The following is a 22433-nucleotide window of genomic DNA, read 5'->3' as shown; positions in this document are numbered from 1 at the left end:
GTTACTGACCGTCTCTTACTGACCGTCCTGGGCGTCAGCGACCTTGCGTGACGCGCCACCCTTGGCGAGATCCTTGTCCATCACCGCGCGGCAACCGACGCTCAGATCCGAACGATGCTTCATCATGCACGCCGTGATCTTCGGGATGTTGGGGATTTCCGACGAGCACAGGCGGAAGGCGTCTCCGGTGCACTGCTGCTGCGCTTCGGACGAGAAGGCGAAGCTCGAGCCGGTTGCGGCGATCGAGACGATGGCGGCAAAGCCCAGAGCCAGGCTGGTGTCGCGGATCTTGCTACTCAAGGACTTGGTGTTCAGCGAGATGGTCATTTGAAGCTCCCACTGGCACCGCGGAAGCGGGCCCGTTGTTGATGGGAACGACGATGCTCCAGCAAAACAGTTTCGACTGTGATGACGGTCACGGGCGACCCCCGCTCTGTGACATCGGTCACTTTGGCGCACCCCGCTGAAATTCCTTCGGATCCGCTGTCGTGTTGGTGTCACGTTAACCGATCCTTCGCATTAATGGATCGGCGAGCGGGAAATTCCGCAGGTTTGGTTGCGTAATTGGAAAGAGTAGCGATGCGTAATGCGTTGGGCCTGATGCTGGCCAGTGTAGTTGCGGCGGTCGTGATTGCCGCCGGCGGTTGGTTTTATTATTCCTCGCGCGCCGATCAGGCCGCTCCCAAGACGATTGCAGCCCGTGCCGCCGATCAACTGCCGGCACCGGCAAAGCTCGCCGCCAGGGATGACGTCGAGACCACTGCAGCGATCGCCGGCAAGCCGGCGTTACCCGCTCCGGCGCCAGCCCCGGCCATGCCGGTGCAGCAGAAATCGACCTGCGCAAATCCGAATGCACTGGGCGTGTCCCGCGTGGTCGAGATCGACACCACCGGCGGTCCCGGCTTCGGCTTCGAAACGTTCAAGCAGTTCGACTTCCTCACCGACAAGGAGGTCGTGCTGACCTTCGACGACAGTCCCTGGCCGGTCAACACGCCCGCGGTGCTAAAGGCGCTTGCGGATGAATGCACCAAGGGCCTGTTCTTCTCGGTCGGCAAGCACGCGACCTACCATCCGGAAATCCTGCGCCAGGTGCTGGCCCAGGGCCACACGGTCGGCACACACACCTGGTCGCACCTCAATCTCAACAGCAAGAAGTTGACGGAGCAGCAGGCCAAGGACGAGATCGAGAAGGGGTTCAGCGCGGTGAAACTCGCGCTCGGCACCAACCCTGCGCCGTTCTTCCGCTTCCCGCAGCTTCAGCATAATCCGGCAATGGTGAGCTATCTCGGCACCCGCAACGTCGCGATGTGGTCGACAGATCTCGATTCTTTTGACTTCAGGAAGGGCGCTACCCCCGAGAAGATCGTCGAGACGGTGATGACCAAGCTCGACAAGCTCGGCAAGGGCATCGTCCTGATGCACGACTTTCAGAAGCACACCGGCGAGGCGCTGCCGACGCTGCTCGCACGGCTCAAGGCCGGCGGCTACAAAATCGTGCAGATCAAGGCGAAGACCACCTTCCAGACGCTGCCGGAATATGACGAGGCGCTGCTGAAGGACCTGAAGGTGCCGACCTCGAGCGCGCGTCCGATCGGAAACGTGGTGCAGACGGTTTCGCAGTAACGCGCCCGATCAGATCAAAAACTCTTGCGTCATGGCCGGGCTAGTCCCGGCCATATGCTTTTGGGACCAAAGACACCTTACCAATAGATGCCGTGGCGATGCAGCTCGCCGATGATGCGACCTTCGGTCCAGCTGCGCTTGTGCTTCGGCTTGTCCGCCTTCGCGGCGGGTTGGATCGCCGCGGGTGCTGACGTCGCCATCGTCGTGGTCGGCGCGGTCGCAGCAGGGGCCGTGAGCGAAATCGCGGGCGGGCGATCGAGATATTTCGGAGCTTCGGCGGCTGGCGCTGCTTCGCTCACCTGCGTCGGCGCGCTCGTTGTCGCCGTCGTTTGCGGAGCCGAAGCCTGTTCGTTGGTCGAGGCCAGTGACAAGCCGCGCGGGCCGCCGGCCTGGGCAGATGCGGAGGCCAGCACCATGGCGGCGGCTACCAGAATGATCTTGCGCATATGAATTCTCCCCGTGTTTGGCGTGAGCTGGACACTACGGGAGCCGATCGCGAGGTTATGTGATCACGATCACTCATGCTGGCCGGCCAGAAACTCGGCATCAAGGAGGTCGACGACGGCATTTGGCTCGCCAGCTTCATGCACTATGATTTGGGATATTTCGACCTGGAGCAGAAAACCCGGCAACCCCTCGACAACCCGTTCGGCACGAGGTTGTCACCCATGTCTTAGGGACGACCTGTTACCGATGTCTCCGGGCTGGACATAAAACTGGACATAAAATAAGTGGTGCCGCAAGAGGGATTCGAACCCCCGACCCCGTCATTACGAATGACGTGCTCTACCAACTGAGCTATTGCGGCGAACCCCGCCGGAACACGGCAATGCCGGTCCGATACGCGCGCTCGTGATATCGGGCATGGCCCGAATTGGCAAGGTGGAGCCGGCTTCGAAATGCCGCTCACCCGCCCCAGCGGGACCAGAATCCGCGCCAGCCGCCGGCCTGGACCTTGGCCGTGCCGATTTGTTCCGTAAATTCATCGCTCGGACCCTCGTCGTCGATCCCGGGATCATCCGGGGCGCGGACGATCGGGATGACAGCGGGAATAGGCGCTGGTGCCGGCTTGCCGAGGTCGGCGCGGGTCCGGAACACCGGCGTTGCTGCCGCCGGCGATGATTCGGCGATCTCGGGATCCGGCTTAACCGACTCGGCGGGCGCGACGACCGGCTCTTCGTTGGCGGCCTCTTTGACTTCGGGGGGCGAATTGTCCTGTGCGGCAGGCAACGGATCCGGCGCCGTTACCGGCGGTTCCGCCGGGCTTTCGCTCGGGGCCGCCGTCACCCGCTTCGGCGGCGGTGCCGCCAGCATGGCTTCCTCGAAGGCCGAGGATTCGATCGTGTCGCCCTTGCCGGAAGGAAGACTCGCGACCGGCGTCTGCCACTGGAACGCGTCAAGGCGGCCGGTGACCGGGGAAACCGGACGCCAGCGCTCGCTAACATAGCCGTCCGCGGTCCAGGCCGGATCGTGGCGGGCGCGCACCGCGCGCAAGGTCCAGGCGCGGGCACGGCCGCCGTCACCGTGCTCGGTGCGCTCGATCTCGGCCATCAGCAGCGCCACGCGCTGGGTCGAATCGTTGACGTAAGGCGCCAGCACCTCGCGCGCACGGGCGAACTCGGACGCATCGATCGCGGCGCGCGCGATCGCGAGCTGGCCCTCGACATAACCAGCCTTGTCGGCAGGAACCTTGGCCGCAAGCGTCTCGACCCGCTGCAGGCGCTGCCGTGCGGAATCGCCGAGCTTCACATGCGCATAGGCATCCGCGAGGTCGGGATGCGGATTGGCCAGCCAAGCGGCTTCCACCAGCTTCATGGCGCGGCGCACCTGATGCGCCTCGCTCTCGAATTTTGCGGCAAGCACTGCGGCCGGCACCAGGGTCGGCGCGAGCTTGATCGCCTCCATCACGCTCTCGCGCGCGACATCGCGGTCCATCGTCTCCAATTCCAGCGCGCGTGCGGCGAGCAGCACGCCGCGCTGGCGGCGATAGGCCTGCTTGTCGATCAGGCCCGCGGACAGATTCGAATCGAGGATCGCGAGCGCGCCGCTCCAGTCACCGCGCGCGCAGCGGAAGCCGAGCACCGCATGCGAGGCCCATGTCGAGGACGGCGACAGCTTGATCGCTTCCTCGGCGATCATCACCGCGCCGACCGCATCGTCGGCGCGCTGCGCCTCGATGAACAGGCCGCGCAAGCCGAGCAGGCGCGTATCCTCGCGCTCGGCCATGGCACGGAAGACGCGCTGGGCTTCGTCGCGATTGCCTTCGAGCTGCGCGGATTGCGCATGCAAGAGAAGTGCGAGCGGGTCGTTCGCGGCCAGCCGCCGCGCGGTGTCGGCGTGGCGACGAGCAAGCGCGGTGTCGCCATGGCCGATCGCGAGCAGGCCGTGGGTGATGGCGTGACGGCCGCGGGCGTGACGCTTCTCATGACGACGGCGGCGCAGACGCCCCGGCGCGCGCCAGATCATCGTCAGGAGACTCCAGACCAGCACGACTGCCGCGGCAAAGAGGCCGAGCAAGAACACGAACCTGGGCAACGTCGTTGTGGCGCGGAACGCGCCTGCGGTCAGGACGAGATCGCCGGGCTGGTCGGCAACCCAGGCCGCGCCAGCCGCCGCCAGCGCGATCAGGACGAGGAAGAGGACGATGCGAAGCATGACGATCCCTATACGCGCCGATTATTGCGCGAATCTTTATTGACCGGGCTTGACGAGATCCGCCATGGCATCGTCGGCGAGTTTGCGGGACGCCGCGAGCGCGGCGTCGCGGGCATCGGCCTTGTCGAGCCAGGCCTGCGCCGGTGCGCGGTCGGCCTCCGGCAGCGTCTTCACCTCGCGCCGAGCTTCCACGAAATCGTTGCGAAGCGCTGCGGCCGTCACCCTCGAGACGATAGCGCCGCGATCGCTGCCGATCCCGTCGGTACGTTCGATGCGAACGAGTTTTGACGCCCCCGCCTGAAGGCGCTCGACGATGCCTGCGCTGCTGGCCGGGGTTTCCGGCGGCGGCGACAGTTTTGGCACGATGTTGAGGAGCTCGCGGCTCAGCGCGACCGGCGTCGGAATACCGGACGATGCAAAGGTGTCGAGCGGCTTCAGCATATCCGGCTTTGCTGCCAGCGACCGCGCGGCGGCGAGCTGCGATTCGTAGGCGTCGCCGTGGCGAACGGCGACGTCGAGCAGGGCCGCCGCCACCACGTGGCGCAGCGGCTTGTCGTCCATCGTCTTCGCTTCGGCGATCTTCTCGCTTTGCTGCGCGAGTTCCGCACGTTCGGTCTTGCTGGCACGCTCGAGCTGCGCGAGGCGGTCGTTGAGAGCGGCAAGATCGGGCGCGACAGCGGGCGGCGCCGATTTCGCGTCGTTCAGGGCGCCCGCGGTCTTGTCAGACTGCGCGCGCAGATTGGCGATGTCGCTGCGCAGGCCGGTTGCGGATTTCTCCAGCGCATCGATCCGCGCCAGCATGGCCGGATCGGCGGCAGGCTTGCCCGCCTTGGCTTCGACCGCGGCAACGCGCCCGCTCAGCGCATCGACCGTTGCGCCCGTCACTTGCGGAGCGGCCGGCGGTGCCTGCACCGCAGGCCAGCCCAGCATCCAGCCGACGGCGATCACAATTGCGGCTGCGACCGCGCCCGAGAACGGAGCGATAATCCAAGGTGAAATCGATGGCGATACGGACGCGGACGCAACGGAAGACCGCTCCTCGGCAGGTTCGGGCTGCGGCTCGGCATTAGCTTCGTCGAACTTGGCGGCTTCGGACTTGGCCTCTTCGGACTTGGCCTCTTCGGGCTTGACCTCTTCAGACTTGGCCTGCTCCTGCGCGGCCTGTTCGGTCGCCGCAGCCTGCGGCTGGCCCGCCACCTCCTGCGGCTGGGTGGAGACTTCGGTTGCCTCGAGGTCGATGGTGGGCGGGGTGCGCTTGGCACGGCTGGACTCGGGAGCCAATCCTGCGTCTTCAGGCTTGTCGTCGGCCATCGTGACGGTTCCTCACACTTACATGCCCTAAACGAACCCGATTGCGTGGGATTCGGCCCGACCTCTTACGCCAAACGGGTGCGCAAAGCACGCTCCAAGGAGTCAAATAAGGCATTTTCGTCCGGCGTCGCGGCCACCAGAACCTGCGAGGCACCGGCCTCGCGCAATATGCCTGCGACCGTCTCGGACAGGCAGCATTGCGGGATCGCCAGAGCCGAGATTTCGACACCTTCACCCCGCGCGGCCTCCAGGAAAGCCCGCGCGCTGCGCCGGGAGTAATGCAGCACCGCCTCGATCCCATGGGCGGCAAAGCCCTCACAGACATCGCGCGGCAACAGCTTGACCGGGACCATGCGATAGGTCGTCTGCGTGACGATGCTAAATCCTTCGGCGCCCAGCTCATCGCTGAGGTCGCGCGACAGATCCGCGCCCGCGAGATAAAGCAGCGTGCTCTTTTTCTTCAGCCGCTTGTTGCGCGCGCTCTCCATCACCTTGTCGCGCAAAGCCGCGGCATCGCCGCCGGCGACCACCACCTCGGCAAAGCCTGCATCGCGCGCCGCGGCAGCGGTGTGCTCGCCGACCGCAAACAGCGGCAGCGGAAGGAGGCCAAGATCCGGCAATTGCGGTGCGACGGCACGGATCGCATTGGCCGACGTGACGATGACGGCGCTGTAGCCCGTCTCACTCTCGTCATGGAAGGCGACCGGCTCGAACTTGAGCACCGGCGCAAGCAGCACCACATGACCCCGCGCGCGCAGATTTTCCGCTGTCGCCACATTGTCGGGATGCGGCCGTGTGACAAGAATGGACATCGCTTGGTTCCGGGCACGTGGCGGTGACGCATTCACGAGGAGAGCTGCGCGTGGCGATTGCGCAAGCCGACCCCGGAATGCTACCGGACGTACCAGAACTCTGCTTTGCGGATGAGCGCAAGGGGTGAGAAGGGCGCAGATTGGATACCAATTCGCCAATGCTGGTACTGGGCATAGAAACCACCTGCGACGAGACCGCCGCGGCCGTGATCGAGCGCACGCCTGACGGCAGCGGCAAGATCCTGTCCAATATCGTGCGGTCGCAGGTCGAGGAGCATGCCCGTTTCGGCGGCGTCGTGCCGGAGATCGCCGCACGCGCCCATGTCGACCTGCTCGACGGCATCATCGACTGCGCCATGCACGAGGCCGGCATCGACTTCGCCCAGCTCAACGGTATCGCGGCCGCCGCGGGCCCCGGATTGATCGGCGGCGTCATCGTCGGTCTCACCACCGCGAAGGCGATCGCGATGGTGCACGCCACGCCGCTGGTCGCGGTGAACCACCTCGAAGCGCATGCGCTGACGCCGCGCCTCACCGATGCACTCGAATTTCCCTATTGCCTGTTCCTCGCCTCGGGCGGCCATACCCAGATCGTTGCGGTCACCGGCGTCGGCCAGTATGTGCGGCTCGGCACCACCGTGGACGACGCGATCGGCGAGGCCTTCGACAAGGTCGCGAAGATGCTGGGCCTGCCCTATCCGGGCGGCCCGCAGGTCGAACGCGCGGCAACAAGCGGCGATCCGGGGCGATTTGCGTTTCCGCGGCCGATGCAGGGACGCCCCGACGCCAATTTTTCGTTGTCGGGATTGAAGACGGCGGTGCGCAACGAAGCGAGCCGGCTAGCTGAGATCACGCCGCAGGACGTCAGCGATCTCTGCGCGAGTTTTCAGGCTGCCGTGCTCGACTCCACCGCGGACCGGTTGAGCGTCGGTCTTAAACTTTTCCGCGACCAGTTCGGCGCGCCGCGTGCTCTGGTGGCGGCCGGGGGTGTAGCCGCCAACCAGGCGATCCGCGGCGCTCTGCATGACGTTGCGAGGAAAGCCGGAACGCAACTGATCATGCCACCGCCCGCACTCTGCACCGACAACGGCGCGATGATCGCCTGGGCCGGCGCCGAACGTCTCGCGCTCGGCATGACCGACACGATGGAAGCGCAGCCCCGCGCGCGCTGGTCGCTCGACGCGAACGCGACGGCACCGGCTGGGTACGGCAAAACGCGGGCGGGATACTAGCAATGACAGCGTTCCGATCCGTCGCGGTGATCGGTGCAGGCGCCTGGGGCACGGCGCTCGCGACTGTGGCTGCGCGAGCCGGACGAAACGTGACGCTCTGGGCTCGCAATGCCGAGCACGCAATACGAATCGCATCGAGCCGCGACAATCCGCGGCTGCCCGGCGTACGGATCGCGCCGGAGATCATCGTCACGAGCGATCTCACCATGGCGGCGCGCGCGGACATGCTGCTGATCGCGACGCCGGCGCAGCATCTGCGCGGCGCGGTCAACATGCTGGCTTCGCACCTCGCAAAGCCGGTGCCGATCGTCGCCTGCGCCAAGGGCATCGAGCACGGCACGCACAAATTCATGACCGACGTGATCGCGGAGGCCGCGCCTCACGCGCAGCCGGCGATCCTGTCGGGCCCAAGCTTTGCCGACGACGTCGCGCGCGGCCTGCCGACTGCGGTAACGCTGGCGGCGGTGGAAGAAGCGCTGGCCAGCAGCCTCGTGCAGGCGCTGGGCTCGGCGACCTTCCGGCCCTATCACACAACGGATGTCCGCGGCGTCGAGATCGGCGGCGCGGCCAAGAACGTGCTGGCGATTGCCGCCGGCATCGTGGTCGGCCGCAAGCTCGGCGCCTCCGCGCTCGCCGCACTGACCACGCGCGGCTTCAGCGAGCTGGCGCGGCTCGGCCGCGCCTGTGGCGCGCGCACGGAAACGCTCTCCGGCCTCTCCGGTCTCGGCGACCTGCTCCTGAGCTGTTCGACCGCGCAATCGCGCAATTTCGCGCTCGGGATAGCGCTCGGTCGTGGAGAGGCGGCGCCGGCGGGCAAGCTTGCGGAAGGTGCATTCACTGCGCCCGTGCTGGTCGAGCTCGCGGCCGCGCGGCACGTCGACATGCCGGTCTCCCAGGCAGTGGCTGCCATCCTGGATGGCCGGTTGACGATTGACGCCGCGATCGAAGGGCTGCTGACAAGGCCGTTCAAGGCTGAGGAATGACGGCGGCCTCTACCGCGTCGCAGGTTGCACTTAACGACCTGTGCGCGCTGGTTTAGCCTAGCGGCGAACCGCAGGGATCCCGGTCCAACAACAATGAGGTGAGTTTGCGATGAACTACTGGCTGGTGAAATCCGAACCGTCGGTGTGGTCCTGGGACCAGCAGGTGGCGAAGGGCGCCAAGGGCGAAGCCTGGACCGGCGTGCGCAATTACACCGCGCGCATAAACCTCGTGAACATGAAGAAGGGCGACAAGGCGTTCTTCTATCATTCCAACGAGGGCAAGGAGATCGTCGGCATCGCGGAGATCATCAAGGAAGCCTATCCCGATCCGACCGACAAGACCGCAAAATTCGTCTGCGTCGACATCAAGGCCGACAAACCCTTGAAGACGCCGGTAACGATGGCCACGATCAAGGCCGAGAAGAAACTCGCCGACATGGCCCTGGTGAAGTATTCGCGCCTCTCGGTGCAGCCGGTGACGGCCGAGGAATGGAAGCTCGTCTGCAAGATGGGTGGGATGTAGTTGCTGCAATTGCAGGTGTGTAGTCCGATCCGGGATTAGCTTTGCTCCATCAGCGCTACGATATCCGAGCTTGCGTCTCCGGCAACGCAAACACCTCACATGGCGCAGCGATGCCGCGTAGCGAATGCGATCCAAGCGCGATCAGAGGCATGTCCGTCTCCGCGGCGAGCGCGCCGGACACCAGAACCGTCCTGCCGAGCGGCTTGCACAATCCTTCGAGGCGGCTGGCGAGATTGACGGCGGGACCGATCGCCGTGAAATCGAGCCGGTTGGCGGCGCCGATATTGCCCCACAGCATCCCGCCGAGATGCAGCGCCGCGCCGAACGCGAGCGGCGGCAGACCTTGGGCACGGCGCTCCGCGTTGAGATACGCCATCCCGGCTTCGGCTGCGCTCGCGGCACGCAGAGCCGCATCGCACGCGTGGCGCGGAGACGCCTCGACCACCGGAAAGATCGCGAGCACACCGTCGCCGATGAATTTCAGCACCTCGCCGCCGAAGGCGTGAACCGCGCCGGCAATGCGATCGAACCAGGCATCGAGCGCCGCGATGACGTCGGCAGGCGGCGTGGCTTCCGACAGGAGCGTGAAGTTGCGCAGATCGGCATAGAGCAGCGCGGCCTGTATGGTCTCGCCGAGATCGCGGCGCAGGGGTGCCGCCAGTACCCGCTCCGCACTGCGCTTGCCAAGATAAGCATCCAACGTCGCGCGCAACGTTGCACGCGCGGCAAGCACCGCAAGGGGTGTCGCGGCAAAGCGCGCAGCCCGGCGCAATTGCTCGATCTCGTCCGCAGTGAACGGACGCGGCCCGATCCAGCCGAGCAAAGGCCCATCGGGCGGTCCGACCGCGTCTTCGTGCACCTCACCGTCCGCGATGTCGCGCAGCCAGCGGCGGCCGGCATCGTTGGGCGTGTCGGGCGCGAGGCCGCCAGGTGCGAAGCCAAGCGCTTCGATCACCCGGCCGCTCTCCGCGCGCCACAACCAGGTCCGCTTCGCGATCAGCGGATGTGGCACCTCCAGCGTCAGGCTGCCCGCCGCGAGCGGCACGCCGTCGGCGACCAGATGTGCGCCGAGTTCCATGAGCAGGCGGTCGGCCCCGGCGCTATCGGCGGCGGCATCGACAAGCCAGGCGAGCGTCGGCGAGAGGTGCATGGTCCGATCATGACGAAGCCAGACCCTCTTTGTCACGGGCAATCCTTGACGGGCCGCGCGAGCGCCGCCATGTCCCAGTGTCAGCCCAGGGATGATCGCCGATGACCGAACCCTTCATAGTGCGACGCGAGACCCAGATCGCAGCCCCACGCGCCACCGTCTTCGCTTACCTGACCGACCCCGAGAAGATTTTGAGCTGGATGGGCTCCGACGCGACCACTGAGCCGCATCCCGGCGGGCTGTATCTGCTCAAAGGCATCGGCCCCCGCGGCGGCGTCGCCCGCGGCGCGTTCCGCGAAGTCGTGCCGGTGCATCGTCTCGCCTACACTTTTGGATGGGAGAGCGGCCAGGAAGTGCCGCCCGGCTCGAGCCTGATCGAGATCGACCTGATCGAACGCGACGGCGGCACGCTGCTGCGCATGACCCATAGCGGACTGCCGACCGAGGAACAGGCTGCTGCCCACGCGACGGGATGGACGCATTATCTGGAACGGCTCACGACCGCGGCCGCGGGCGGCGATCCCGGTCCCGACAGGGGTGTTTCCAACAAGGCGTAGCGACGGGCGAAGGTCAGACCGCCGCGGTCGCCACCACCTGCTGCAAAAGTTGCTCGCGCCTGGCCTGCGAGCGCTGGCCCTTCATGGTCGCGGCGAAGCGTTCGAGGATGCCGTCCTCGAACGCGGTGACGATGGTGTCGTGCACATAGCTCTTGCGGCAGATCGCCGGCGTATTGGAGAGCTGGTCGGCGGCGGCGCGGATCGCTTCCAGCACCTGCTTCTTGCGGCCGTGCTGGCTGGTCGCCGGGGTGATCCGCGACAGCGATTCCACGACGACGGCGGAGGCCATCAGCGTACGAAAATCCTTCAGCGAGATCTTGATGCCGGCGATCTCGCGCAGGAACGCGTTCACCTGCGTGGTGTTCACCGCGCGCACGACGCCGTAGGCATCGCGATACTGGAACATGCGCTTGCCAGGGACGCCCTGCAAAATGCCGATGGCACGCACCAGCTTGGCCGCATCGCACTCTTTGCGCACCGCCTTGCCGCCCTTGGCCTTGAAGGTCAGCACGAAGCAATCGTCTTCCAGCGTGACGTTGGACTTCAGCAGCGTGGTGGCGCCGCGGGTGCCGTTGAGGCGGGCGTAGGATTCGTTGCCGGGGCGGATCGCGGTGCGCGCAATCAGTTCGATGACGGCCGAGAGCGCGAACTCGCGCGTCGGCTCCTCGCCCGACAGGAACGCCGAAACCTTGCGCCGGATCTTTGGCAGCGCGCCGACGAGTTTCTCCAGCCGATGCGCCTTGCGTTGCTCGCGGACCTTCTCCCAATCGGCGTGATAGCGATATTGCAGCCGGCCCGCGGCATCGCGTCCGACCGCCTGGAGATGCGAGCTCGGATCGGCCGAGTAGCGCACCTCGCGATAGGCCGGCGGCACCGCCATGGAATGCAGCCGGCGGATGGTGCGGGCATCGCGGATATGCGCGCCATTGGGACGGACGAAGGAATAGCCCTTGCCGCGCTTGATGCGCCGGATCTTCAGCTCGTTCTGGTCGCCGAGCCGCAGGCCCAGTTCCTTGGCGAGCGCCTCGACCGTTGCAGCAGGCGCCGTGTCGAACGCTTTTTTCGGGCTAAGACGGGCGGAACCTGCCGGTTTCGGCCATTGTCCGAGTGCTTTGGCCAGCGCAACGGCTGCAGGATCGGCTGAAGCGGGCCGTATCGTCCCGAAATTCTGCTGATCCATCATAGTCTTAAGCCTTAGCCCTGTCTGTTATCGGTCAATGCCGCTGTTCTGATCTTTGTTCCAAGGGTCTCGTTGGACCCGGGTTAGCCACTTAGGGTGTTCCGAACAGCATTGCGAGTCCCGAATCAGTGAGGTGCGGTTTCTAAATACCTCTGGCGAATGCATGGGGCTCTGCGGCGGACTGTTCCGAGGGTTTGGGCAAAGGCCCGAAAGCGGCCCCGGCCTGTTCCAGATCTGCGACAGCCGGCCCGATGGCCTTGATCCTTCGTCTGGCCGGGCGCTCGCCGAAGGTCCAGCTTGTGCACCTTGTCGGGTCCGGTTAGCCCGACGCATAATCAGTTCAACGATCAAGTCGGCTCGCCAGTGGCCCGTGCTCGGCTTGCCGCATGTGGAGGGAGGGAAACATGTCCGAGAAGCTCTACGACGTCCCCGCGGAATGGGCGAAGCGCGCCTGGATCGACCAGGCCAAGTACAAGGACATGTACGCCCGCTCGATCTCGGACCCGAACGCCTTCTGGGCCGAGCAGGCCAAGCGCGTCGACTGGATGCACGCGCCGACGAAGATCGAGAACGTCTCCTTCGCGCCCGGCAACATCTCGATCAAATGGTTCGAGGACGGCGTCCTCAACGTCGCCCATAACTGCATCGACCGGCATCTCCACACCCGCGCCAACCAGACCGCGATCATCTGGGAAGGCGACGATCCCTCGCAGTCCAAGCACATCACCTACAAGGAGCTGCACGACGAGGTCTGCCGGATGGCCAACATCCTGCGCACCCGCAACGTCAAGAAAGGTGACCGCGTCACCATCTACCTGCCGATGATTCCGGAAGCGGCCTACGCGATGCTGGCCTGCGCGCGGATCGGCGCGGTTCACTCCGTGGTGTTCGCCGGCTTCTCGCCCGACAGCCTCGCCCAGCGCATCAACGACTGCCAGTCCAAGGTGATCATCACCGCGGACGAAGGCCTGCGCGGCGGCAAGAGGGTGCCGCTGAAGGCCAATGTGGACGCGGCGCTCGCCAAGGCAGACGGCGTCGACTGGGTCGTCGTGGTCAAGCGCACCGGCGGCAAGGTCGACATGAACCCGACGCGCGACCTCTGGTATCACGAGGCTGCCGCGATGGTGACGACGGAATGCCGGGTCGAGCACATGCACGCCGAAGATCCGCTGTTCATCCTCTATACGTCGGGCTCGACCGGCCAGCCGAAGGGCGTGCTGCACACCTCCGCCGGCTATCTCCTGTTCGCCGCGATGACGCATCAATACGTCTTCGACTATCACGACGGCGACATCTACTGGTGCACCGCCGACGTCGGCTGGGTCACCGGCCACAGCTACATTCTGTACGGACCGCTCGCCAACGGCGCGACCACGCTGATGTTCGAAGGCGTGCCGAATTACCCGGATAATTCGCGATTCTGGAACGTCATCGACAAGCACAAGGTCAACATCTTCTACACCGCCCCGACCGCGATCCGCGCGCTGATGCAGTTCGGCGACGAGCCGGTGACCAAGACCTCGCGCGCCAGCTTGCGCCTGCTGGGCTCGGTCGGTGAGCCAATCAATCCGGAAGCCTGGGAGTGGTATCACCGTGTCGTCGGTGACGACCGCTGCCCGATCGTCGACACCTGGTGGCAGACCGAGACCGGCGGCATTTTGATCACACCGCTGCCGGGCGCGACCAAGCTGAAGCCGGGCTCGGCGACGCAGCCGTTCTTCGGCGTGGTGCCTGAGATCGTCGACGCCGACGGCAAGGTGCTGGACGGCGAGACATCAGGCAATCTGTGCCTGACGCGATCATGGCCGGGCCAGATGCGCACGGTCTATGGCGACCACGCCCGCTTCGAGCAGACCTATTTCTCGACCTACAAGGGCAAGTACTTCACCGGCGACGGCTGCCGACGCGATGCTGACGGTTATTACTGGATCACCGGCCGCGTCGATGACGTCATCAACGTCTCCGGCCATCGCATGGGCACGGCCGAAGTCGAGAGCGCGCTGGTCGCGCATGAGATGGTGTCGGAGGCCGCCGTCGTCGGCTTCCCGCACGACATCAAGGGGCAGGGCATCTACGCCTATGTGACCCTGATGGCCGGCGTCGAGCCGACCGAGGATTTGCGCAAGGAGCTTGTCACCTGGGTGCGCAAGGAGATCGGCCCGATCGCCTCGCCCGACCAGATCCAGTTCGCGCCCGGCCTACCCAAGACCCGCTCCGGCAAGATCATGCGCCGCATCCTGCGCAAGATCGCCGAGGACGAGCCCGGCAGCCTCGGCGACACCTCGACCTTGGCCGATCCCGCGGTGGTCGACGATCTCGTCAAGAACCGGCAGAACAAGAAGTCGGTCTGAGCCAGGGTCTCTCGTGCCCCGGACACAGCGCAGCGCTGCTATAGCGGTGCGCTGCAGAGCCGGGGCCCATCTATCCTTGCACAAATCTGGGTCCCGGCTCTGCGTCGCGTCACTTGCGTGCCGCGCCGCGTCCGGGAAACAAAACCAACGGCATTCCACCGCGCTCCCCACGCCCCCCAAACAACAGCCGTTCACACGCTCACGCATTCGTCAGGGCGCGTGCCCGCGCGCCCGCATCTTTCCGGCTGAGTGTTGTTTTCAAGTCATTTACTTTGTTTCGAACATTTCCTCTGTTCCCCCTGCTGGCTGGCCCTTGGCGGCCGTGCGTGGAAACCATCCGGTTAACAGGCGCGGTTAAGAATGCCCCCTAACGAGGATTTGGCAGGTCGGCGATTGCCGGTTGTGCGTCATTTTTGACGATTGGTTCGGGTCAAGGGGAAAATCGATGTCGATCAGGATTGCAGTGGCGCTGGCTGCCACCATCGGAGCGGTGGTCGTGATGTCGACCGCGGCGCAGGCCCGGCCGGAAATGGTGGGGACGCACCTGGCCGACTATTCGCCGGGCACCATCGTGGTCAAAACCAACGAGCGTCGGCTCTATCTCGTCCTCGATAACGGCCACGCGGTGCGCTATCCGGTGGGCGTCGGCAAGTCCGGCAAGCAGTGGGCGGGCACCACCCGCATCGACGGCAAGTACCGCAATCCGGCCTGGTCGCCGCCTGCGGAGGTGAAGCGCGACAAGCCGAGCATCCCTGACGTCATTCCGGGCGGCTCGCCGCGTAATCCGATGGGCGTCGCGGCGATGACGCTGTCCGGCGGGGAATACGCGATCCACGGCACCAACGTGCCGGGCTCGGTCGGCGGCTTCGTCTCCTATGGCTGCATCCGCATGCTCAACGACGACATCACCGATCTCTACAGCCGCGTCTCGGTCGGCACCACGGTCGTCGTGACGCGCTGATCCCCGGGACGAAATCCCGACAACAAGAGCCGCGCCGTCGACGCGGCTTTTTTGTTACCAGAAGCGCCAGCCGCGCGCGCACCAGCCGTCGCGATGGCCGCCATTGTAGCTCCGTGCGTAACCGCCGGCGAGCAACGCCGCCGAAACGTTGGCGGTTCGCCTGGTCGCGACGTCGGCGAGAACCCGACCATATTTGTCGGGGCCAAGGTTGGTGATCGTCACGCCGCCCTGGCCGAGCAGATCGCGCAATGCGCGGGCCGCGGCTTCGGCTTTGTCCAGTTCCTCCTGGCAGGATGCTTTCATCTCGGGTGCGTCGATGCCGCGCAAGCGAACGCGCACGACGAGATCGCGGCCGTCGCGCTGACGAACGCGCGCGAGAAAGGTGTCACCGTCAATGGTGCGAACAACGTCGACCGACTCGCGACGATCGGGATGGCCGCCCTGCTGGAGCACGATCTCGGCGTCCCGCGTGCCGCCGCCATCCGGGTGCGGGACCGTCCAGTTCGTCCCGTGCCTGAAGATGAGCACAGCCGCCAGCGCGACGCCGACCACGAACATCCACGGCAACAATCCGGAGAAACGACGGCCGAACGGCGAGCCGCGGAATGAGGGTCGATACTGATGGCTGGGATCGAAGCGGGGCATTCGCGCACGCTAGGGCTGAGTCGGCTGCACCGGCAAGTGTGCGTAAACCCGGCGCCTCAAAAGTCCGAGGCGATGCCTTTGCGTTCCCAATCACCGTACCGGGTGGGCTCGGGTCCCTTTGGCCCCTGCACCTCTTTCGGCGCAGCTTCGGCATGCGCCATCGCCGCAGCCTGCCGGCGCGCTTCGGCTTCGGCCAGCGCACGCTGGGCGGCCGGCGATAGCGGCTTGCGGTCGGAAACGTGAGGCCGGTCACTCATCGTCGAATTTCTAGCGCAGGACGGCCCGCGGCGCGATGCCCAATAACGCATTCCTGAAATTGCTCCGAAAGGGCTGAAAAACCCGGAAGCGATTCTTACATTTGGCATATTCGCGTGCCAGAGATCGCGTCCTCAAGGCATGCGCCCATTGCGGCGGAACTGCCGCTTGCTGAGAACCTTGCTTCCGCATGCCATCTCAACGTTTTGCCCCTCCATCCGAAGTGCCTGGTCTTGCCGCGCGGCGGATTGCTGCCGACATCGTCGACGGCGTGCTGCAGAAGCACCGCACACTTGACGAGCAGCTCGACGGCAGCGGCGCCCATCCCGGACTGAAGACGCTTCCCGACCGCGATCGCGCGCTGATGCGGCGCCTGGTCGCCACCGTGCTGCGCCGGCTCGGCACGCTCGGCCACGTGATGTCCCGCCTGCTCGACAAGGGCATCCCCTCCGATGCGCCGCGCGCGCAGAGCGCGCTGCTGATCGGCGCCGCCCAGATCCTCTGGATGGACGTGCCCGATCACGCCGCCGTCGATCTCTCCGTTCGCCTCGTGCAGTCCGACCGCCGGGCCGCCCGCTATGCCGGCCTCGTCAACGCCGTGCTGCGCCGTTGCGCCCGCGAGGGCAAGGCGCTGGTGGAAGAGGTTGCCGCGCAGTCGCTGGATTTGCCGCCCTGGATGCTCGCGCGCTGGAGCGCGCATTACGGCGAGACAGTCGCAAGGGACATGGCGCTCGCGCTCAGCCACGATCCTTCGCTGGATCTGACCGTGAAGTCGGACGCCGCGCAATGGGCGAGCCGGCTACATGGCGAGGTGCTGCCGACTGGATCGGTGCGTACGGTGCTGCACGGCGCGGTGACCATGCTTCCCGGCTTCGCCGAAGGACAATGGTGGGTGCAGGACGCCGCCGCCGCGCTGCCAGCCCGGCTGTTCGGCGACATTGCCGGCAAATCCATCGCCGATCTCTGCGCCGCTCCCGGCGGCAAGACCGCGCAGCTGGCGCAGGCCGGCGCGCATGTCACGGCCATCGACCGCTCGCCCGCCCGGGTGGCGCGGCTGCGCGAGAATCTGACGCGGTTGTCGCTCCAGGCCGAGACTGTCGTCGCCGACGCCGTGGAATGGGCCGGCCCAGCCGATGGCTTCGACGGCATCCTGATCGATGCGCCCTGCACCTCGACCGGCACGATCCGCCGCCACCCCGACGTATCCTGGCTCCGGCAGGAATCCGACATCGCCGCGATGACCACGCTCCAGCAGCGGTTGCTGCAAAAATCGGTCTCGCTGCTCAAGCCCGGCGGAACGCTGGTCTACTGCACCTGCTCGCTGGAACCCGAAGAGGGCGAGCATGCGATCGCCACGCTACTGGCCGCCGAGCCTGCGATTCGCCGCGTCCCGGTCGATGCATCAGAGGTGTCGGGGCTCGGCGAGATCATCACCGCCGAGGGCGACTTGCGCACCCTGCCCAGCCATCTGCCGAACGCCGATCCCAAGCTCGGCGGGCTCGACGGATTTTTCGCGGCCCGGCTGGTTAAATCCTGATTTTGCAGTGGATTTTGCGACCACGGCGCTGATTCGCGTCGTTCAAGGTGGTGTCGGCCGCCGGATTTTGGGATTAAGAAGGATTCGTCGGAATCCTCTCCCCATCAAGGCAAGGTGTGTCGGTCGCTCAACGCAGACGTATCTCGACGCTGGTGATGAACCGCTTCGCGCGGAATGTGCTCGCGCGCGCGAGCGGTGGTTCCGTCGCCCTGTCGCGGGTCTGGCCCGGCCGCTCCGACCGGCTGATCATCGCGCCGCATGACCTGCGCACCGCGGATGCGACCCGCGCCGCCGAGATCTATGCCGGCCGCTTCGTCTTCGCCGGCAAGATCGTCAATTGCCACGGCCGCTCGATCTTCGATCTCGAGCCGCCGTCGGAGGATTGGGAGGTCGCGCTGCTCGGCTTCGGCTGGTTGCGCCATTTGCGCGCCGCCGACACCGCGCTGACACGCGCGAATGCGCGCGCGCTGATCGAGGACTGGATCGCCAATCCCGGCAGCAAGCGCCGTGCCGTCGCGCGACGCGCCGACGTGCTGGCGCGACGCGTGATCTCGCTGCTGTCGCAGGCGCCGCTGGTGCTCAACGACACCGACAACAAATTCTACCGCCGCTATCTGCGCGCGCTGGCGCGCGAGATCCGCTTCCTGCGCTACACCATGGTCAACATCCCCGACGGGGTGCCAAAACTCCAGGTGCTGATCGCGCTGTGCTATGCGGCGCTGTGCCTCGCCAACCAGGCAAGTCACATCCGCAGCGTCTCGAAGAAGCTCTCGGATGAATTGCAGCGGCAGATCCTGCCCGACGGCGGACATATCTCGCGCAACCCGGGTGCGCTGATCGAGCTCTTGATCGACCTGTTGCCGCTGCGGCAGACCTTTGCCGCACGCAACATCGCGCCGCCGCCGGCGCTGCTCAACGCGATCGACCGCATGATGCCGATGCTGCGCTTCTTCCGCCACGGCGACGGCAATTTCGCGCTGTTCAACGGCATGAGCGCGACACCCTCGGACCTGCTCGCGACGCTGCTTGCCTATGACGACACCCACGGCGCGCCGATGGCGAACATGCCGCATACCGGTTTCCAGCGCCTCGATGCCGGCCAGACCACCGTGATCATCGACACCGGCCCGCCGCCGGCGGCCGGCGTCAGCCATGACGCCCATGCCGGCTGCCTGTCGTTCGAACTGTCCTCCGGCATCAGCCGCATCGTCACCAATTGCGGCATGCCGACCACGGGCCGCGACAATTGGCGGCCGTTCGCACGCGGCACGGCAGCGCATTCGACGCTGACCTATCACGACACCTCATCATGCCAGTTCGTGGAGATGTCGGCGATGAAGCGGCTCTTGCATGGCGCGCCCGTCACCAGCGGCCCCGTCGAGGTCGAGAGCTATCGCGAAATCGTGCAGAACGGCACGCTGCTGACGACGTCGCATGATGGCTATCTCGCCAAGTTCGGCGCGATCCACCGCCGCGTGCTGATGCTCGCCAATGACGGCGCGCGCATCGACGGCGAGGACACGCTATCGCCGCCGCAGGGCGGACGCTTCAAGGGCGCGGATGCCGATTTCGCGCTGCGCTTCCATCTGCACGCGGCGGTGAAGGCGAGCCGGCTGTCCGATGCCCGCGGCGTCATGCTGGTGTTGCCGAACCGCGACGTCTGGACCTTCGAGGCGCTCGACGACAAGGTCGATCTCGAGGACAGCGTGTTCCTGGCCGGCAATGACGGCCCGCGCCGCACCGCGCAGATCGTGATCCGCCAGGATGCGCGGCAGGCGCCCTCGATCCGCTGGAGTTTCGTCCGCTCCACCGCCTCGCCGGCGATCACCAACGCCCGCAGAAACGCGCGGCGGGAGCCGGAACTTCCGCTGTAAACGCCCGCGATCCGGCCCCATCTGATCGTTGTGAAAGCGACCGAAAACTGCTATCGAGCCCTCGCTCGCGCGACTGGCGACCTTGGATGGAGCACCATCGGGAAGCGTGGGACATAGCTGCCGCGCGCCTGGGCATTACTCCTTCAGACAGAGGATCTTGCTCATGACTGACCAGCCCCGCCGCGTCACCCGCGCACTTCTTTCCGTTTCCGACAAAACCGGCCTGATCGACTTCGCAAAGGCGCTTGCCGCGCATGATGTCGAGCTGGTCTCGACCGGCGGCACCGCCAAGGCGATCGCTGCGGCCGGCCTCAAGGTGAAAGACGTCTCCGAGCTGACCGGCTTCCCCGAGATGATGGATGGCCGCGTCAAGACGCTGCATCCGAAGGTGCATGGCGGCCTGCTCGCGATCCGCGACAACAAGGACCACGCGGAAGCGATGAAGGCGCACGGCATCGCACCGATCGATCTCCTGGTCGTCAATCTCTATCCGTTCGAGGCGACCGTCGACAAAGGCGCGGGCTTTGAGGATTGCATCGAGAACATCGATATCGGCGGCCCCGCGATGATCCGCGCCGCCGCGAAGAACCATGACGACGTCGCCGTCGTGGTCGAGGCGGAGGACTACAAGGCCGTGCTCGACGAGCTCGCCGCCAACAAAGGCGCAACCACGCTGAAGCTGCGCCGGCGCCTTGCCGCCAAGGCTTACGCGCGCACGGGCGCGTATGATGCCGCGATCTCGAATTGGTTCGCACGTCAGCTCGAAATCGACGCACCCGATTTCCGCGCCTTCGGCGGAAAGCTGATCCAGTCGCTGCGCTATGGCGAGAACCCGCACCAGACCGCGGCGTTCTATGCGACGCCCGACAAGCGGCCGGGAGTCTCGACCGCGCGGCAGCTCCAGGGCAAGGAGCTCTCCTACAACAACATCAACGACACCGATGCGGCCTATGAATGCATCGGCGAGTTCGACGCCAGGCGCACCGCGGCCTGCGTCATCGTCAAGCATGCCAACCCCTGCGGCGTCGCTGAGGGCTCGGACCTCGTCAGCGCCTATCGCAAGGCGCTGGCCTGCGACTCAACCTCGGCCTTCGGCGGCATCATCGCGATGAACCGCGCACTCGACGCCGATACCGCGCGGGAGATTACAAAGATCTTCACCGAGGTGATCATCGCGCCTGACGCCAGCGAAGAGGCGATCGCCATCATCGGCGCGCGCAAGAACCTTCGCCTTCTGCTCGCCGGCAGCCTGCCCGATCCGCGCGCGCCCGGCCTCACCGCCAAGACGGTGGCGGGCGGCCTTCTCGTGCAGAGCCGCGACAATGCGGTGGTCGACGACATGATTTTCAAGGTCGTGACCAAGCGTGCGCCTGATGATGCGGAGATGCGCGACCTGAAGTTCGCGTTTCGGGTGGCGAAGCACGTCAAGTCCAACACCATCATCTACGCCAAGGATCTCGCCACCGTCGGCATCGGCGCCGGCCAGATGAGCCGCGTGGATTCAGCGCGGATCGCGGCGCGCAAGGCCCAGGATGCAGCGGCCGAGCTGAAGCTCGCCGAGCCGCTCACCAAGGGCTCGGTGGTGGCGTCGGATGCGTTCTTCCCGTTCGCCGACGGCATGCTCGCCTGCATCGAGGCCGGCGCCACCGCCGTGGTGCAGCCCGGCGGCTCCATGCGCGACGACGAAGTGATCAAGGCCGCCGACGAGCACGGGATCGCCATGGTGTTCACGGGGACACGGCACTTCAGGCACTGATTGATTGGCGGTAGATGGGGTAACGGGCCCCCCGGGACCTTCCAGCCAAGCCGCGCTAGCTACGGCGCAATTTGGTGGCGCGCGTCGCGCGGCTTGACTGGAAGGTTGGCGGTCGTCCCTCACATTGATGGTGTAACGGGGTCGAGGTTAGGCCTCGTCCCAAGCATCGAGGAGAGACGACCATGGACCATTATGCCGGAATCGACGTGTCGTTGGAATGCTCAAGTGTGTGCGTTGTCGATGCGAAGGGGAAGATCGTCCGGGAGGCCAAGGTGGCAAGCGAACCGGAGGCACTGATCGACTGGCTCCATTCGCTCGGGTTCGATCTCGCCCGGATCGGACTTGAGGCGGGGCCTCTGTCGCAGTGGCTCTACGCTGCGATGAAGAAGGCGGGCCTTGCCGTTGAGCTTCTGGAGACGCGCCATGTGAGCGATGCCTTCAAGGCGATGCCGGTGAAGTCGGACCGCAACGATGCCCGCAACATTGCGCAATTGATGCGGCTCGGCTGGTTCCGGCCAGTCCATTGCAAATCGATGAGTGCCCAGGAGACCCGCGCCATGCTGACGGCGCGCAAGCTGATCCAGACCAAGCTTCAGGACATCGAGAACAGCTTGCGCGGGATCTTGCGCGGCTTCGGCTTGAAGGTCGGCAAGACGACGAAGCGCAACTTTGCGACACGGATCAGCGAGTTGGTGGCCGGCCATCCGGCCCTCGAGACGATCGCCGCGGCGATGCTCGCGGTTCACATGGTGCTGCTGCGCGAGTTCAACAGCTTTGAGAAGCGGGTGCGGGCGATCTCGCTTCTGGATGCCAAGGCCAGGTTGCTGATGTCGACCCCGGCCGTGGGACCAATCATCTCGCTGACCTATGCCTGCGCCATCGACGACCCCGCCCGCTTCGCCTCGTCGAAGCGGGCGGGACCGCTGTTCGGGTTGACACCGAAGAAGCACCAGTCAGGCGAGACCGATTACTCCGGCCGCATCAGCAAGAACGGCGACGCTTCCGTGCGCGAGGCGCTCTATGAGGCC

21 protein-coding genes, 1 tRNA gene and 1 riboswitch are annotated in these 22433 nt (G+C 65.8%); of the genes, 12 read left to right on the top strand and 10 right to left on the bottom strand.

Annotated elements, in window-relative coordinates; genetic code table 11:
- Positions 1-15: 15 nt before the first annotated feature.
- Complete coding sequence (locus ABIB00_RS27750; protein WP_354106547.1) at positions 16-327, bottom strand: hypothetical protein; 312 nt, start codon at positions 325-327, stop codon at positions 16-18.
- Positions 328-579: 252 nt separating this feature from the next.
- Here ABIB00_RS27750 and ABIB00_RS27745 point away from each other — a divergent pair, with 252 nt between their 5' ends.
- Positions 580-1623 (top strand): polysaccharide deacetylase family protein, encoded by a 1044-nt coding sequence (locus tag ABIB00_RS27745; protein WP_247352452.1) that lies wholly within the window; start codon positions 580-582, stop codon positions 1621-1623.
- A gap of 77 nt (positions 1624-1700) precedes the next feature.
- Here the strand turns inward: ABIB00_RS27745 and ABIB00_RS27740 are convergent, their stop codons facing one another.
- Positions 1701-2069 carry a hypothetical protein gene (locus ABIB00_RS27740; RefSeq protein ID WP_247352454.1) on the bottom strand — a complete coding sequence of 123 codons (369 nt, stop codon included), beginning with the start codon at positions 2067-2069 and terminating at the stop codon, positions 1701-1703.
- 75 nt (positions 2070-2144) lie between these two features.
- Here ABIB00_RS27740 and ABIB00_RS27735 point away from each other — a divergent pair, with 75 nt between their 5' ends.
- Positions 2145-2300, top strand: a complete 156-nt coding sequence (locus ABIB00_RS27735; RefSeq protein WP_354106546.1) for a hypothetical protein — start codon at positions 2145-2147, stop codon at positions 2298-2300.
- A gap of 55 nt (positions 2301-2355) precedes the next feature.
- Here ABIB00_RS27735 and ABIB00_RS27730 read toward each other — a convergent pair.
- The 4 genes from ABIB00_RS27730 to ABIB00_RS27715 all read right to left on the bottom strand — a co-directional run bounded on the left by ABIB00_RS27730 (position 2356) and on the right by ABIB00_RS27715 (position 6401).
- Positions 2356-2431: transfer RNA gene (locus ABIB00_RS27730), tRNA-Thr, on the bottom strand.
- Between the two features lie 98 nt (positions 2432-2529).
- On the bottom strand, positions 2530-4278 hold the full coding sequence (locus ABIB00_RS27725; RefSeq protein WP_354106545.1) for a heme biosynthesis HemY N-terminal domain-containing protein: 1749 nt from the start codon (positions 4276-4278) through the stop codon (positions 2530-2532).
- A 36-nt stretch (positions 4279-4314) separates the two neighbouring features.
- Positions 4315-5589, bottom strand: a complete 1275-nt coding sequence (locus ABIB00_RS27720) for a COG4223 family protein (protein ID WP_354106544.1) — start codon at positions 5587-5589, stop codon at positions 4315-4317.
- Positions 5590-5654: 65 nt separating this feature from the next.
- On the bottom strand, positions 5655-6401 hold the full coding sequence (locus ABIB00_RS27715; protein WP_247352461.1) for a uroporphyrinogen-III synthase: 747 nt from the start codon (positions 6399-6401) through the stop codon (positions 5655-5657).
- A 158-nt stretch (positions 6402-6559) separates the two neighbouring features.
- Between ABIB00_RS27715 and tsaD the strand changes: the two genes are divergently transcribed.
- The 3 genes from tsaD (at position 6560) to ABIB00_RS27700 (ending at position 9139) form a co-directional block, all read left to right on the top strand.
- A complete protein-coding gene (gene tsaD / locus ABIB00_RS27710; protein ID WP_354106543.1) occupies positions 6560-7633 on the top strand; it encodes a tRNA (adenosine(37)-N6)-threonylcarbamoyltransferase complex transferase subunit TsaD in 1074 nt (357 codons plus the stop codon).
- Between the two features lie 2 nt (positions 7634-7635).
- Entirely contained in the window at positions 7636-8616 is a 981-nt protein-coding gene (locus ABIB00_RS27705) for an NAD(P)H-dependent glycerol-3-phosphate dehydrogenase (protein WP_247352465.1), read from the top strand.
- A 109-nt stretch (positions 8617-8725) separates the two neighbouring features.
- Entirely contained in the window at positions 8726-9139 is a 414-nt protein-coding gene (locus tag ABIB00_RS27700; RefSeq protein WP_247352467.1) for an EVE domain-containing protein, read from the top strand.
- 55 nt (positions 9140-9194) lie between these two features.
- Here ABIB00_RS27700 and ABIB00_RS27695 read toward each other — a convergent pair whose 3' ends face one another.
- The gene (locus tag ABIB00_RS27695) at positions 9195-10289 is read right to left on the bottom strand and encodes an adenylate/guanylate cyclase domain-containing protein (RefSeq protein ID WP_354106614.1); all 1095 of its coding nucleotides are present in this window, start codon (positions 10287-10289) and stop codon (positions 9195-9197) included.
- 101 nt (positions 10290-10390) lie between these two features.
- Between ABIB00_RS27695 and ABIB00_RS27690 the strand changes: the two genes are divergently transcribed.
- On the top strand, positions 10391-10846 hold the full coding sequence (locus tag ABIB00_RS27690; RefSeq protein ID WP_247444169.1) for an SRPBCC family protein: 456 nt from the start codon (positions 10391-10393) through the stop codon (positions 10844-10846).
- Positions 10847-10859: 13 nt separating this feature from the next.
- Here the strand turns inward: ABIB00_RS27690 and ABIB00_RS27685 are convergent, their stop codons facing one another.
- Positions 10860-12029, bottom strand: a complete 1170-nt coding sequence (locus ABIB00_RS27685; protein ID WP_354106542.1) for a DNA topoisomerase IB — start codon at positions 12027-12029, stop codon at positions 10860-10862.
- Between the two features lie 401 nt (positions 12030-12430).
- Here ABIB00_RS27685 and acs point away from each other — a divergent pair, with 401 nt between their 5' ends.
- Positions 12431-14377, top strand: a complete 1947-nt coding sequence (gene acs, locus ABIB00_RS27680) for an acetate--CoA ligase (protein WP_354106541.1) — start codon at positions 12431-12433, stop codon at positions 14375-14377.
- Between the two features lie 445 nt (positions 14378-14822).
- Entirely contained in the window at positions 14823-15338 is a 516-nt protein-coding gene (locus tag ABIB00_RS27675) for a L,D-transpeptidase (RefSeq protein ID WP_247352474.1), read from the top strand.
- Positions 15339-15392: 54 nt separating this feature from the next.
- Here ABIB00_RS27675 and ABIB00_RS27670 read toward each other — a convergent pair whose 3' ends face one another.
- On the bottom strand, positions 15393-15983 hold the full coding sequence (locus tag ABIB00_RS27670; RefSeq protein ID WP_354106540.1) for a thermonuclease family protein: 591 nt from the start codon (positions 15981-15983) through the stop codon (positions 15393-15395).
- 56 nt (positions 15984-16039) lie between these two features.
- Positions 16040-16240 carry a DUF1674 domain-containing protein gene (locus ABIB00_RS27665; protein ID WP_247444174.1) on the bottom strand — a complete coding sequence of 67 codons (201 nt, stop codon included), beginning with the start codon at positions 16238-16240 and terminating at the stop codon, positions 16040-16042.
- Between the two features lie 188 nt (positions 16241-16428).
- Between ABIB00_RS27665 and ABIB00_RS27660 the strand changes: the two genes are divergently transcribed.
- The 4 genes from ABIB00_RS27660 to ABIB00_RS27645 all read left to right on the top strand — a co-directional run.
- The gene (locus tag ABIB00_RS27660) at positions 16429-17775 is read left to right on the top strand and encodes an RsmB/NOP family class I SAM-dependent RNA methyltransferase (protein ID WP_354106539.1); all 1347 of its coding nucleotides are present in this window, start codon (positions 16429-16431) and stop codon (positions 17773-17775) included.
- Positions 17776-17930: 155 nt separating this feature from the next.
- Positions 17931-19649, top strand: coding sequence for a heparinase II/III family protein (locus ABIB00_RS27655; RefSeq protein ID WP_354106538.1), 1719 nt, complete (start codon positions 17931-17933; stop codon positions 19647-19649).
- Between the two features lie 59 nt (positions 19650-19708).
- Positions 19709-19790, top strand: a riboswitch (ZMP/ZTP riboswitch).
- Between the two features lie 22 nt (positions 19791-19812).
- On the top strand, positions 19813-21405 hold the full coding sequence (gene purH / locus ABIB00_RS27650; RefSeq protein ID WP_354106537.1) for a bifunctional phosphoribosylaminoimidazolecarboxamide formyltransferase/IMP cyclohydrolase: 1593 nt from the start codon (positions 19813-19815) through the stop codon (positions 21403-21405).
- Between the two features lie 182 nt (positions 21406-21587).
- The coding region (locus tag ABIB00_RS27645; protein ID WP_354106536.1) for an IS110 family RNA-guided transposase at positions 21588-22433 on the top strand (846 nt) is incomplete at its 3' end.

The sequence above is a fragment of the Bradyrhizobium sp. LB14.3 genome (assembly GCF_040547985.1).
Lineage (GTDB): Bacteria > Pseudomonadota > Alphaproteobacteria > Rhizobiales > Xanthobacteraceae > Bradyrhizobium.
This window is presented reverse-complemented; position numbering and strand designations above follow the sequence as displayed.

Bases quoted from the DNA above. Each gene is read 5' to 3' on its own strand.
- ABIB00_RS27675 (WP_247352474.1), top strand. From the start codon at position 14,823: ATGTCGATCAGGATTGCAGTGGCGCTGGCTGCCACCATCGGAGCGGTG.
- ABIB00_RS27665 (WP_247444174.1), bottom strand. From the start codon at position 16,240: ATGAGTGACCGGCCTCACGTTTCCGACCGCAAGCCGCTATCGCCGGCC.
- ABIB00_RS27720 (WP_354106544.1), bottom strand. From the start codon at position 5,589: ATGGCCGACGACAAGCCTGAAGACGCAGGATTGGCTCCCGAGTCCAGC.
- ABIB00_RS27690 (WP_247444169.1), top strand. From the start codon at position 10,391: ATGACCGAACCCTTCATAGTGCGACGCGAGACCCAGATCGCAGCCCCA.
- ABIB00_RS27750 (WP_354106547.1), bottom strand. From the start codon at position 327: ATGACCATCTCGCTGAACACCAAGTCCTTGAGTAGCAAGATCCGCGAC.
- acs (WP_354106541.1), top strand. From the start codon at position 12,431: ATGTCCGAGAAGCTCTACGACGTCCCCGCGGAATGGGCGAAGCGCGCC.
- ABIB00_RS27655 (WP_354106538.1), top strand. From the start codon at position 17,931: ATGAACCGCTTCGCGCGGAATGTGCTCGCGCGCGCGAGCGGTGGTTCC.
- ABIB00_RS27660 (WP_354106539.1), top strand. From the start codon at position 16,429: ATGCCATCTCAACGTTTTGCCCCTCCATCCGAAGTGCCTGGTCTTGCC.
- ABIB00_RS27700 (WP_247352467.1), top strand. From the start codon at position 8,726: ATGAACTACTGGCTGGTGAAATCCGAACCGTCGGTGTGGTCCTGGGAC.
- ABIB00_RS27695 (WP_354106614.1), bottom strand. From the start codon at position 10,289: ATGCACCTCTCGCCGACGCTCGCCTGGCTTGTCGATGCCGCCGCCGAT.
- ABIB00_RS27735 (WP_354106546.1), top strand. From the start codon at position 2,145: ATGCTGGCCGGCCAGAAACTCGGCATCAAGGAGGTCGACGACGGCATT.
- ABIB00_RS27705 (WP_247352465.1), top strand. From the start codon at position 7,636: ATGACAGCGTTCCGATCCGTCGCGGTGATCGGTGCAGGCGCCTGGGGC.
- ABIB00_RS27685 (WP_354106542.1), bottom strand. From the start codon at position 12,029: ATGATGGATCAGCAGAATTTCGGGACGATACGGCCCGCTTCAGCCGAT.
- ABIB00_RS27670 (WP_354106540.1), bottom strand. From the start codon at position 15,983: ATGCCCCGCTTCGATCCCAGCCATCAGTATCGACCCTCATTCCGCGGC.
- purH (WP_354106537.1), top strand. From the start codon at position 19,813: ATGACTGACCAGCCCCGCCGCGTCACCCGCGCACTTCTTTCCGTTTCC.
- ABIB00_RS27715 (WP_247352461.1), bottom strand. From the start codon at position 6,401: ATGTCCATTCTTGTCACACGGCCGCATCCCGACAATGTGGCGACAGCG.
- ABIB00_RS27745 (WP_247352452.1), top strand. From the start codon at position 580: ATGCGTAATGCGTTGGGCCTGATGCTGGCCAGTGTAGTTGCGGCGGTC.
- ABIB00_RS27725 (WP_354106545.1), bottom strand. From the start codon at position 4,278: ATGCTTCGCATCGTCCTCTTCCTCGTCCTGATCGCGCTGGCGGCGGCT.
- tsaD (WP_354106543.1), top strand. From the start codon at position 6,560: ATGCTGGTACTGGGCATAGAAACCACCTGCGACGAGACCGCCGCGGCC.
- ABIB00_RS27740 (WP_247352454.1), bottom strand. From the start codon at position 2,069: ATGCGCAAGATCATTCTGGTAGCCGCCGCCATGGTGCTGGCCTCCGCA.